Origin of the sequence: Scandinavium sp. (assembly GCF_036271055.1) — a bacterium.
Taxonomy (GTDB): domain Bacteria; phylum Pseudomonadota; class Gammaproteobacteria; order Enterobacterales; family Enterobacteriaceae; genus Scandinavium.
In genome coordinates, this window is sequence record NZ_DATBBJ010000027.1 from 172,730 (window position 1) to 184,047 (window position 11,318).

General features: G+C 51.9%; 10 protein-coding genes. 4 read left to right on the top strand and 6 right to left on the bottom strand.

Going from position 1 to position 11,318, the window contains the following annotated elements; translation table 11 throughout:
- Positions 1–56: 56 nt before the first annotated feature.
- Both VH187_RS03770 and VH187_RS03775 read right to left on the bottom strand, forming a co-directional pair.
- On the bottom strand, positions 57–1,487 hold the full coding sequence (locus tag VH187_RS03770; RefSeq protein WP_329700138.1) for a GGDEF domain-containing protein: 1,431 nt from the start codon (positions 1,485–1,487) through the stop codon (positions 57–59).
- Positions 1,488–1,706: 219 nt separating this feature from the next.
- Positions 1,707–2,615, bottom strand: coding sequence for a LysR family transcriptional regulator (locus VH187_RS03775; protein WP_329700139.1), 909 nt, complete (start codon positions 2,613–2,615; stop codon positions 1,707–1,709).
- A gap of 206 nt (positions 2,616–2,821) precedes the next feature.
- Here VH187_RS03775 and VH187_RS03780 point away from each other — a divergent pair, with 206 nt between their 5' ends.
- On the top strand, positions 2,822–3,151 hold the full coding sequence (locus VH187_RS03780) for an RcnB family protein (RefSeq protein ID WP_329700140.1): 330 nt from the start codon (positions 2,822–2,824) through the stop codon (positions 3,149–3,151).
- A 244-nt stretch (positions 3,152–3,395) separates the two neighbouring features.
- Entirely contained in the window at positions 3,396–3,845 is a 450-nt protein-coding gene (locus tag VH187_RS03785) for a hypothetical protein (protein ID WP_329700141.1), read from the top strand.
- Between the two features lie 217 nt (positions 3,846–4,062).
- Here the strand turns inward: VH187_RS03785 and apbC are convergent, their stop codons facing one another.
- The gene (gene apbC, locus VH187_RS03790; RefSeq protein WP_329700142.1) at positions 4,063–5,172 is read right to left on the bottom strand and encodes an iron-sulfur cluster carrier protein ApbC; all 1,110 of its coding nucleotides are present in this window, start codon (positions 5,170–5,172) and stop codon (positions 4,063–4,065) included.
- A 163-nt stretch (positions 5,173–5,335) separates the two neighbouring features.
- Between apbC and metG the strand changes: the two genes are divergently transcribed.
- Entirely contained in the window at positions 5,336–7,369 is a 2,034-nt protein-coding gene (gene metG, locus VH187_RS03795; protein ID WP_329700238.1) for a methionine--tRNA ligase, read from the top strand.
- Positions 7,370–7,401: 32 nt separating this feature from the next.
- On the opposite strand, the gene VH187_RS03800 is transcribed toward metG, so the two are convergent.
- Genes VH187_RS03800 through VH187_RS03810 form a run of 3 tightly spaced genes read right to left on the bottom strand, consistent with a single transcriptional unit; the run spans position 7,402 to position 10,334 of the window.
- Positions 7,402–7,881 (bottom strand): YehS family protein, encoded by a 480-nt coding sequence (locus VH187_RS03800; RefSeq protein WP_329700143.1) that lies wholly within the window; start codon positions 7,879–7,881, stop codon positions 7,402–7,404.
- 45 nt (positions 7,882–7,926) lie between these two features.
- Positions 7,927–8,652 (bottom strand): two-component system response regulator BtsR, encoded by a 726-nt coding sequence (btsR, locus tag VH187_RS03805; protein ID WP_329700144.1) that lies wholly within the window; start codon positions 8,650–8,652, stop codon positions 7,927–7,929.
- The gene (locus VH187_RS03810; RefSeq protein WP_329700145.1) at positions 8,646–10,334 is read right to left on the bottom strand and encodes a sensor histidine kinase; all 1,689 of its coding nucleotides are present in this window, start codon (positions 10,332–10,334) and stop codon (positions 8,646–8,648) included. Before VH187_RS03810 ends, btsR begins: the two co-directional genes overlap by 7 nt.
- 212 nt (positions 10,335–10,546) lie before the next feature.
- Here VH187_RS03810 and mlrA point away from each other — a divergent pair, with 212 nt between their 5' ends.
- Positions 10,547–11,278 carry an HTH-type transcriptional regulator MlrA gene (gene mlrA, locus VH187_RS03815; protein WP_329700146.1) on the top strand — a complete coding sequence of 244 codons (732 nt, stop codon included), beginning with the start codon at positions 10,547–10,549 and terminating at the stop codon, positions 11,276–11,278.
- Positions 11,279–11,318 lie beyond the last annotated feature (40 nt).

Sequence of the window (11,318 nt, forward strand, 5' to 3'; positions counted from 1 at the left end):
GTAGGACTGAGTTGGCTCTAAACAATGAGAGATAAAATGCGGAAATCCCTTCACCCTTAAATGGCAGAAGGCTCCAGATATTTTTCCATGATGGATGCCGCAGAACAGGTGCGATTTCGCCCTGCCCTTTTCGATTGATATAAATATCTGTCTGCTTCCGAAAGCAGTTTGTCGAATGCGTCAACCAATTGTCGGCGTGCAGCCTGTCCATGACTCAGCCCAATACTGACGGTCAGAGAAAGTGTGTCGCTTCCCCATTGCACTTCCATTTGTTCAATTTCAGCGCGAATTTCTTCAGCCAGGCGATAACCGTTATCACCACAGGCATTTGGCATCACAACGGCAAATTCTTCACCGCCCATGCGCGCCACAATGCCTTCTTCACCCACAACCTCTTTTACCCGACGGGCAAATTCGGTGAGCACGCTGTCACCACAGTCATGACCATGGGTATCGTTAATCGTTTTGAAATGATCGATATCCAGGAGCAAAACATTTAGTGCGGTATTACCTGCTTTTTCATTTTGAATGCGTAGCTTTTCATAAAGGCCAAAACGCGAATGGACGCGGGTCAGGAAATCGTAATTCGCGCGGGCTGAAAGCTGTTTAACAAGCGTATTGATAGCCTGCACGCTCACAGCAACGATCACCGGGCTGATGGCTATTGAGGCGATACCCATTCGGGCGGACACTATCTGCGTGACGTGCCCCTCAAAACTGGAATACATCCAGTGCGCATCCACCATCAATACTTCTGTAATTCCCGTCAGTTGCGTCAGTAAGCAAGTCACTGGCAGAGAATAACTGATCGCACACCAAATCAACGCGGGCAGTGTGACTGCCAGGCTACCAATGCCGCCACTTTGCGAAGATGCAGTGAGCGATAAGGCCAGAACCACTGCGGGCATTGTTTGTCGGAAATTAAAAGACTTAGGTAGCAGAGAACCCGTCCAGGTAAGCACGAAAGGCAGTATCAACACGCTGGTTGAGAACTGTTCACTAAACCACACCGGGTAAATAGTCTCATACGGCTTACCACTTACCAGATTATATCCATAACTGCCCAATAAAGAGCTGATTAACGCTGTAATCAGGCAATAACTGTAAAGGCGCAACACATTAATTTTCAGGGGATCAGTCGGCAGCTTTCGCTCATACAGAATGGCATTAGTGAGAATACAAATGAAAGCGACGTTCGACAGAATAATCAACAATGCGCCAATATTATTATGGCCTATTGCGATGTTGCAAAGCAGCACTGAAAATAAACAGGAAAAATAATAGCGAGGTCGATTTAAAAAAGGAAATCTCAGCACTACCCCCACCATTAGCGCGTTCTGCGGCCAAAAAAGTGCTAAATGCCCCGGCTCCTGCAATAGGCTGCTGACAAGATACACCACAAGCGTCGCTGCCATGAGCACAGCGGTATTAAACAGCGGATTTTCTTCCTTCAACAAACCTGAAGGATGAATCGTCAATTTATGCATTCGTCTATTGTTGGCTCTGGGGGAATTGCCCGATGCAGATAGGGATGGCGCGCAAATAATACGCACTCATTCCTTGCCCAACAAACATAAATCTATCCGAAAATAAATATTAACGAATAGACACATTGCTCATTAAAATATTACTCAATATATCAGCATTAAGCACATAATACCGCCACCACATTCATACAATATTATTTCACGCAACACCCGTTAACACTATGGAATATCCCGCAATATAATTCCGCATTTCTCCCGCACCGCGTCATACAATAAACGAACGGCTGTTGAGAGTTGTTTGCGGTGTGGGCAGATCATATTCAGCGGCACACTCTCACCGTGGTAACCCGGCAAAATGATTTTCAGCCGCCCTTGGGCGATATCATCACTGACATCGAGCCAGGATTTATTCGCTATACCTTCACCCGCGATCGCTAGCCGACGGATCACTTCAGCATCATCGCTCATAATGCTGCTCGTCACCTGGATCTCATGCTTTTGCCCTTCGTGAAACAGCGTCCAGCGATCGTAGAGTCTGCCACGTAGAATATAGGTCAGCGCATTATGTTGCCCCAACGCCTCCAGTGTCTTTGGCTCGCCGTGGCGCTCAATCCACGCGGGAGACGCCACTAGAACGCGTCGGTTTTCTGCGGCAACAGGTAGAGAGATGAATGAGGCATCATCGTTAACGCCGTAGCGAAAAGCCACATCCACCGGATCCTTGAAAACATCAGTCAGATGATCGGAAAACAGAATGCGCAGACGTAATGCCGGATGCCGACGACGAAAATCCTGAAACACCGATAACAGTAAGTTACGGCCAAGATCAGACGGGACGGCGATTTGCAGTGTGCCACGGACTTCATCTTCCGGAGCCTGAATTTTTTGCAAACCGGCCTGGAGTGTATCGAGCATCTGGGTCGCAAAGGGAAGCCAGGTCTCGCCTTCCGGCGTTAATCGTAAACTGCGGGTTGAACGTGCAAACAGCCGAATATTGAGATGCGTCTCCAGACGTTTAATGGCCGAACTCACTTGTGCAGGTGGCAGGCCTGCTTCGCGCGCCACATCACTAAAGCTGTTTAGCGCCGCCGCACGGACAAATAAGGTCAAATCTTCCAGCCTGAGCATGTTTCTCTCCACCAATGACTCTGTGCATTGTAAGCATGAAACACGGAATCGTCCCAAAAACCTGGTCAAGAGACCCAATCCGGGCATACGCCATAGCGTTTCGAGGTTTGCTTACACTTTTTTGCCTGCAAGGGACTTGTCAGCAGGCAGGTGCTTCGGGAATGATACGGGGTGGTAATTTTAAGTCCAGGCTATGTGGAGAAGGTATGCGTAAAACAAAAATGATGCTTCTGGGCGTGCTGCTGGCGACAGCGGGTGCGGTATCAGCTGCACCGGCAACTGTGTCGACTTCTGGGATTCAGAAATATGAGCTGAAAGAGTTTATTGCCGATTTCACCCACTTCAATATTGGGGATAATGTGCCAGAGATGTACCGCACTGAAGAGTACAACATCAAACAGTGGCAGTTACGTAATCTGCCCGCGCCTGATGCGGGGACTCACTGGACCTACATGGGTGGAAACTATGTGCTGATCGGCGATACCGACGGCAAAATCAGCAAAATCTACGACGGCGAAATTTTCTATCATCGTTAATGATCCTGCTGCTGTGAGCGTTGTTGATGGCGCTCACAGCGTTTTTGTACCGCCTGGAAAGATTCTTCAAACGCCCCCTTCTGACGATCCTTATTTCCGCACTGACGTTCCCCAACTCTGATATACATTTTTTTCATTTGATTTTGCGAGCGTGCTTCCAGGATTGCATCTTGTCGGTGTTGCCCCTGAGGTTATAATAACTGTATATATAACCAGTTACTGTAGTCCCCTGGAGATCAACATTATGGAAGCGACAGCTGTATGGACTCACCCTTTGATGTACGTCGAGGTATCACCGGAAAGCGACTTCACCGTCGCCGCAACCCACTGCGAGGAGCTAGCGGCCAGTGCGCTTGAATCCGAACACATGAGCACCCAGTACGCTCTCTACAAGCGTCTGCATGAATGCCTGACACGGCTTCAGCCCACCCTTATGGACCCCATTCCTGAAAATCAGATTGCGCAATTCACCGTTAGCACTCTGCCCCGCACTCGTCCAGCAATGGACACGGAAACCGATCTGTTATGTGAATATTGCCTGGCGCTAAGCCATTTGCTGTCCGGCAACCCGCTAAGCCTCAGCGTTGAAGAGACCCTGCAGGGTTTGCTCTATGAGTTAACCTGCTTTATGGCAGACACCATGCTGGCACCGCGTTGGTTAAGCACGCCTTTGGGTTTACAGCCTATTACCTAAAATCAGGTATGAAAAAAGCCACCAGAGGTGGCTTTCAGATTGCTGACAAAGAAGGAAAAAACGTGGTTTTTCCTTCTTTGTGGTTATCAGCCGAAAATCAATGAATTGATTTTCCTGGTTTTTATGTGAGTGCCTGATGATAGACCTGCATTGGGATTAGGTTTGTCATCGACCTCAAAGCCACCAGAGGTGGCTTTTCAATTATGCGAATCGGGCATTACACCGCGCGGAAAGATATCTCGCTCGGGATAACTTCACCCTGCCAGTAGAGCTGCGCGGCAACGCGGCCCGCAAGCTGGCGATAAAGTGTAGTGAACTCGCTTTCCGGGCGAGCCACGACCGTTGGCGTACCGCGATCGAGATCTTCTCGCAGGCTGATATGCAGAGGCATTTGCCCTAACAGCTGGGTATGATACTGCTGCGCCAAGCGCTCTGCGCCACCCGTACCAAAAATCGGTTCATGGTGACCGCAGTTGCTGCAGACATGCATGCTCATGTTTTCGACAATGCCGAGCACCGGCACCTCGACTTTTTCGAACATGACGATGCCTTTTTTAGCATCAATCAGCGCCACGTCCTGCGGTGTCGTCACGACTAGCGCACCTGTCACAGGAATGTTTTGCGCAAGCGTCAGCTGAATATCACCGGTTCCTGGCGGCATATCCAGCACCAGATAATCGAGATCTGGCCACAGCGTTTCTTGCAGCATCTGCATCAGCGCTTTACTGGCCATTGGACCACGCCAAACCATCGCATTGTCATCGGTGACCAGATAGCCAATCGAGTTGGTCGCCAGGTTATATTTCATGATTGGCGCCATGTGAGTACCATCAGGTGACGTTGGGCGTTCACCTTCTGACCCAAGCATCATCGGCACGGAAGGACCGTAAATATCGGCATCCAGGATCCCGACTTTTGCACCTTCTGCCGCCAGCGCAAGCGCCAGGTTCACCGCGGTAGAAGATTTACCGACGCCGCCTTTGCCTGAACTCACGGCAATAATGTTTTTCACGCCGTTAATACCCGCCTGGTTTTTAACGCGCTTGAGCGTGGCAATGGCGTGTGAAAGTTTCCAGTCGACCGCTTTCGCCCCCGTAATGCGCAGCAGCTCGGCACTACACTGCTCTTTGAGCTCTTCGAACGCGCTGTGCCAGGCAAAAGGCATCTGGATTTCAACATGAACGGTGTCGTCGAGCCATGCCACGTGGTGTAACGCTTTCAGGGCGGTAAGATTGTGCTTCAGGGTTGGGTGCTGAAAATTGGCCAGCGTACCTGCGACCATTGCACGCAGACGCTCCGGGGATTTGGCCTGGGATTCTGAACTCATCCCGACTCCTTTTTCGTTGTTCTGGAAGTAGTAATTGTAACTGCGAGTGCCGTGCGACGGTAACAATTATTCAAATATGGATTAATACCCCGCTCGCATAGCGGAATAATTACCGTTTTGGTAATATCGACACCCCCTTCAAAAGCAGGAAGTAATGTTCACTATGACTCAAGTCGCGAAAAAAATTCTGGTAACGTGCGCACTGCCGTACGCCAACGGCTCCATCCACCTCGGTCATATGCTGGAGCATATCCAGGCTGATGTCTGGGTCCGTTACCAGCGAATGCGCGGCCACCAGGTCAATTTCATCTGCGCCGATGACGCCCACGGCACGCCGATCATGCTGAAAGCTCAGCAGCTCGGTATCTCCCCGGAGCAGATGATTGCCGAAATGAGTCAGGAACATCAGACCGATTTCGCTGGCTTCAACATCAGCTACGACAACTACCACTCGACGCACAGCGACGAGAACCGTGAGCTGTCTGAGCTTATCTACGGTCGCCTGAAAGAGAACGGTTTCATCAAAAACCGCACTATCTCTCAGCTTTACGATCCGGAAAAAGGCATGTTCCTGCCGGACCGTTTCGTGAAAGGCACCTGCCCGAAATGTAAATCCCCGGATCAATACGGCGATAACTGCGAAGTATGTGGCGCGACTTACAGCCCGACCGAGCTTATCGAACCGAAATCCGTGGTCTCGGGTGCAACACCAGTGATGCGCGAATCTGAACACTTCTTTTTCGACCTGCCTTCTTTCAGCGAAATGCTGCAAGCATGGACCCGCAGTGGTGCTTTACAGGAGCAAGTCGCAAACAAAATGCAGGAGTGGTTCGAGCACGGCCTGCAACAGTGGGATATCTCCCGCGATGCGCCGTATTTCGGGTTCGAAATTCCAGGTGCGCCGGGTAAATATTTCTACGTCTGGCTGGACGCGCCAATTGGCTACATGGGCTCCTTCAAGAACCTGTGCGACAAACGCGGCGACACCACCAGTTTCGACGAATACTGGAAAAAAGATTCTACCGCCGAGCTGTATCACTTCATCGGCAAAGACATTGTTTACTTCCACAGCCTTTTCTGGCCGGCGATGCTCGAAGGCAGCAACTTCCGTAAACCAACGAACCTGTTTGTGCACGGTTACGTAACGGTGAACGGCGCGAAGATGTCCAAATCTCGCGGCACCTTCATTAAAGCCAGCACCTGGTTAAATCATTTTGACGCTGACAGCCTGCGCTATTACTACACCGCCAAGCTCTCTTCCCGAATCGACGACATCGATCTGAATCTCGAAGATTTCGTGCAGCGCGTGAACGCAGACATCGTCAACAAAGTGGTCAATCTTGCGTCACGTAACGCCGGTTTTATCGCTAAGCGTTTCGATGGTGTACTGGCGGCTGAACTGGCTGACCCGGCGCTGTACAAAACCTTCATCGACGCGGCACAGACCATCGGCGAGGCGTGGGAAGCGCGTGAATTCGGTAAAGCGGTGCGTGAAATCATGGCACTGGCTGACCTCGCCAACCGCTACGTTGACGAACAAGCACCGTGGGTTGTGGCAAAACAGGAAGGCCGCGACGCGGATCTGCAATCTATCTGCTCGATGGGTATCAACCTGTTCCGCGTACTGATGACCTATCTGAAACCGGTTCTGCCATCGCTGTCAGAGCGCACCGAAGCGTTCCTGAACACTGAACTAAGCTGGGACAGCATCGCACAGCCACTGCTCAGCCATAAGGTCAACACCTTCAAGGCGCTGTATAACCGCATCGACATGAAACAGGTCGAAGCGCTGGTTGAAGCGTCAAAAGAAGAAGTGAAAGCCTTGAATGCACCGGTAACGGGCCCGCTGGCAGATGATCCGATTCAGGAAACCATCACCTTTGACGATTTCGCGAAAGTCGACATGCGCATTGCGCTGATTGAAAACGCGGAATTTGTCGACGGTTCCGACAAACTGCTGCGTCTGACGCTGGATATCGGTGGCGAGAAACGTAATGTCTTCTCCGGCATCCGTTCAGCCTACCCGGACCCGCAGGCACTGATTGGTCGTCTGACGGTCATGGTCGCAAACCTGGCGCCACGTAAAATGCGCTTCGGCATTTCGGAAGGCATGGTGATGGCTGCAGGTCCTGGCGGGAAAGATATTTTCCTCTTAAGCCCGGACAGCGGTGCGCAGCCTGGTCAGCAGGTGAAATAATGAAGAAGGCCGGGAGATGTCCCGGCCTTCTTTTATGCTTTCGCTTCTGGTTTGCCGTTAAAGCGAACCGTTAATCCCCGCAGGAAATAGCGTAAGAATTGATCGCCGCATTCGCGGTAATTTTTATGGTCTGGTGCACGCATCATGGCGGTGATTTCCGGCATCGACACGCGGAACTGCTGTTCGGTCAGAATTGCCAGAATATCGTCGGTCTTGAGGGAAAACGCGATACGCAGTTTTTTCAGCACCATGTTATTGGTCATTCGACGTTCAATAACCAGCGCCGGAGCGGATTCATCTTTCCCACGTTTGTCATAGATAAGTCCGTTGAGCAACAGCGACAGCATAATGTCCGGGCAGCGCTGAAAACCGGCGTCATCTTCTTTACGCACCCAGCCATCGATAAGCTCAGGCGTGGCAACGGCTTCGGCCAGTGCCCACAGGCGCACCAGTCCGGCATTATTGGTTTTCAGGATGTAGCGCAGGCTACGGATGATATCGTTACTGATCATAGCGTCTTAAACTTGTAGTGGGACAAAGGCGAAGTGTATCACTTTTTACAGCCCTAACGCCTCTTTCAGGCTCTTAAGATAGCGACGGCTCACCGGTACGGTTTGCCCGGCACGCAGCAACAGCTCCGCCTGACCGTTCTCCTCAAGCCGAATTTCTTTCAAATGCAACATGTTTACCAGGTGCTGACGATGGCAACGCAGCAGCGGCGTGCGGCTTTCCAGCGTGCGCAGCGTCAATTCGGTAAAGCCCTCTTTGCCTTCACCGTCGGTAACATACACCCCGCTCATTCGGCTGCTGACAAATGCCACGTCGTCCATCTGCAACAGCCAAATCCGGCTGTGCCCGGTGCAGGGAATAAATTTCAGCGGCTGCTGACTTTCACCCAATACCGACAAATCCTGCTGATGGCGGCTAAGCTCCTGGCGCAGCCGCCCGAGGGTTTTCTCCAGACGGTTTTCTTCGATCGGTTTAAGCAGATAGTCGAACGCGTGTTCTTCGAACGCCTTCACCGCATACTCATCAAATGCGGTGAGAAACACCACCCACGGACGATGCTCAGGATCGAGCATTCCTACCATTTCCAGCCCGCTGATGCGCGGCATTTGAATATCGAGAAACACAACATCAGGGCGCAGACGATGCACCGCGCCGATGCCTTCTACCGCGTTATCGCACTCACCCACGATATCGATATCGGCCTGCTTCTCCAGCAGGATCCGCAGATTTTCCCGCGCCAACGGCTCATCATCGACAATCAGCACCTTCAGCATGCATTTTCCTCCACCGGCAGTCGCAGGGTTATACGGGTAAATTTTTCCGCCTCGCAGGTTACGGTGATCCCGCACTCCTCACCGAAGCGCGCGCGCAGCCTTTTATCCACCAGATTCATCCCCAGTCCACTGGAAGACGGATTGGGCTGATACAACCCGGCGTTATCTTCGATATCGAGCTGTAGCCAGCGCTTGTGCAGACTCGCCTGAATCGTAATTTCGCCAACGCCGAGGTGTTGAGAAGTGCCGTGCTTAATCGCATTTTCAACGATCGGCTGGAGTGTAAAAGCGGGTAGCTGATGGTGCGCCAGTGCGGAAGGCACATTGAGCTGTACCTGCAATTTCGTCTGAAAACGCGCCTTTTCAATTTGCAGATAGGCATTCACATGTTCGATTTCATCGGCAAGGGTAACAATCTCCGACGGACGTTTGAGGTTTTTACGGAAAAATGTCGACAGATATTGCACCAGTTGTCCGGCTTGCTCGCTGTCACGGCGGATCACCGCTTTGAGCGTATTCAGGGCATTGAACAGAAAATGCGGATTCACCTGGGCGTGCAACAGCTTAATTTCTGATTGGGTCAGGAGCGCTTTCTGCCGTTCATACTGCCCGGCGAGAATTTGGGCCGAAAGCAGTTGGGCGATGCCTTCACCCATCGTTCGGTTAATGGAACTGAACAGGCGATTTTTGGCTTCATAGAGTTTAATGGTGCCAATCACGCGCTGATTTTCACCACGCAGCGGGATAACCAGCGTCGAACCGAGCTTACAGTTAGGGTGAATCGAACAGCGGTACGGCACTTCATTGCCGTCTGCATACACCACTTCGCCACTGTTAATGGCTTTCAGGGTATAGCTTGAGGAGATGGGTTTGCCGGGCAAATGGTGATCGTCGCCAATGCCGGTGAACGCCAAAAGTTTGTCGCGATCAGTGATAGCCACCGCGCCAATATCCAGCTCCTGAATAAGCACCTGTGCCACGCGCATACTGTTTTCTTCGTTGAAGCCCTGGCGCAAAATGCCTTCCGTCGAGGCGGCGACTTTCAGTGCGGTCGCGGAAAACGCCGAGGTGTACTTCTCAAACATGGCTCGCTTATCGAGCAAAATGCGCATAAACAGCGCCGCGCCGACGGTGTTAGTGACCATCATTGGCGCAGCGATACTTTGCACCAGATGCAGGGCATCGCTGAACGGGCGGGCGATCAACAAGATGATCAGCATTTGCACGACTTCGGCGACGCAGGTAATGGCCCCCGCCGTAAACGGGTTAAAGACTTTATCGCTACGCCCGCGACGCACCAGTACGCTGTGCACCAGGCCACCCAACAAACCTTCGACAATAGTCGACACCATGCAACTGAGCGCGGTCATGCCGCCCATCGAGTAACGGTGCAAGCCGCCAGTCAATCCGACCAGCCCACCCACCACCGGGCCGCCAAGCAGGCCGCCCATGACTGCGCCTATCGCGCGGGTGTTGGCGATAGAATCTTCGATATGCAGACCAAAATAGGTGCCCATAATGCAAAAGATGGAGAAGGTAACGTAGCACAGCAACTTATGGGGCAGACGAACGGTGACCTGCATTAAGGGAATGAACAAACGCGTTTTGCTCATCAACCACGCAATAACCAGAAACACACACATCTGCTGAAGCAGCAGCAACACCAGATTAAATTCGTACATACCCGTAAACCACCTCAACATGAACTGCGCGTAACATACACGTTGCGACCAGGACTTTCCTTGATGCCTCGGGCAAAACACAAAAATCCCTGCTCGCCGTCACACTTTTCACTGGCTTTTCAGAACTTGTCAGAACAAAAAACGATCAGATTTTCCTGGTTCGACGATCACCGTCTACAGTTATGATGGGGATGCGCGAGCTGAGGTGATACATGGCGCTTTACACAATTGGTGAAGTGGCTCTGCTTTGTGATATGAATCCGGTGACCCTGCGTGCCTGGCAGCGGCGTTACGGACTGCTCAAGCCCCAGCGGACCGACGGCGGGCATCGGCTCTTTAATGATGATGACATCGACCGCATTCGCGAAATCAAGCGCTGGATAGAGACCGGCGTACAGGTCAGCAAAGTCAAAACGCTGCTCATTGAAGCCACCGCCGAGCAACAAAGCGGCTGGCGGGAACATCAGGAAACGCTGCTCCGTTTTCTGCAAGGCGGGAATCTGAATCGGCTACGACTGTGGATCAAAGAACGTGGGCGAGATTATCCCGCGCAGACGCTGGTCTCCCATCTTTTTATTCCACTTCGACTCCGGCTACAAAGTTCTCAACCCACGCTTCAGGCGTTGCTGAGCGTACTCGACGGGGTGCTCATCAATTACATTTCTGTCTGCATGGCCTCGGCGCGTAAACGCCAGGGCCGTGATGCGCTGGTTATTGGCTGGGACATTACCGATACCACCCGGTTGTGGCTTGAAGGTTGGGTTGCCTGTGAACAAGGATGGCGTGTGGACGTGCTCGCGCATTCGTTGCATCACCTTCGCCCGGAACTTTTTGACGGTCAAACCTTACTGGTGTGGTGTGGCGACACGTCCACTGTGGGGCAACAAGAGCAACTGCAACAATGGCGCGAACAGGGGCTAAACGTGCTGCGGCTGGGAAATTAAGGGTTCATTAACAAGCGTGCTTCATCATATAATCTGCGGA

Coding starts and splice junctions, on each gene's coding strand:
- mlrA (WP_329700146.1), top strand. CDS start 10,547: ATGGCGCTTTACACAATTGGTGAAGTGGCTCTGCTTTGTGATATGAAT.
- VH187_RS03785 (WP_329700141.1), top strand. CDS start 3,396: ATGGAAGCGACAGCTGTATGGACTCACCCTTTGATGTACGTCGAGGTA.
- VH187_RS03770 (WP_329700138.1), bottom strand. CDS start 1,487: ATGCATAAATTGACGATTCATCCTTCAGGTTTGTTGAAGGAAGAAAAT.
- apbC (WP_329700142.1), bottom strand. CDS start 5,172: ATGAGTTCAGAATCCCAGGCCAAATCCCCGGAGCGTCTGCGTGCAATG.
- VH187_RS03780 (WP_329700140.1), top strand. CDS start 2,822: ATGCGTAAAACAAAAATGATGCTTCTGGGCGTGCTGCTGGCGACAGCG.
- btsR (WP_329700144.1), bottom strand. CDS start 8,652: ATGCTGAAGGTGCTGATTGTCGATGATGAGCCGTTGGCGCGGGAAAAT.
- VH187_RS03775 (WP_329700139.1), bottom strand. CDS start 2,615: ATGCTCAGGCTGGAAGATTTGACCTTATTTGTCCGTGCGGCGGCGCTA.
- metG (WP_329700238.1), top strand. CDS start 5,336: ATGACTCAAGTCGCGAAAAAAATTCTGGTAACGTGCGCACTGCCGTAC.
- VH187_RS03810 (WP_329700145.1), bottom strand. CDS start 10,334: ATGTACGAATTTAATCTGGTGTTGCTGCTGCTTCAGCAGATGTGTGTG.
- VH187_RS03800 (WP_329700143.1), bottom strand. CDS start 7,881: ATGATCAGTAACGATATCATCCGTAGCCTGCGCTACATCCTGAAAACC.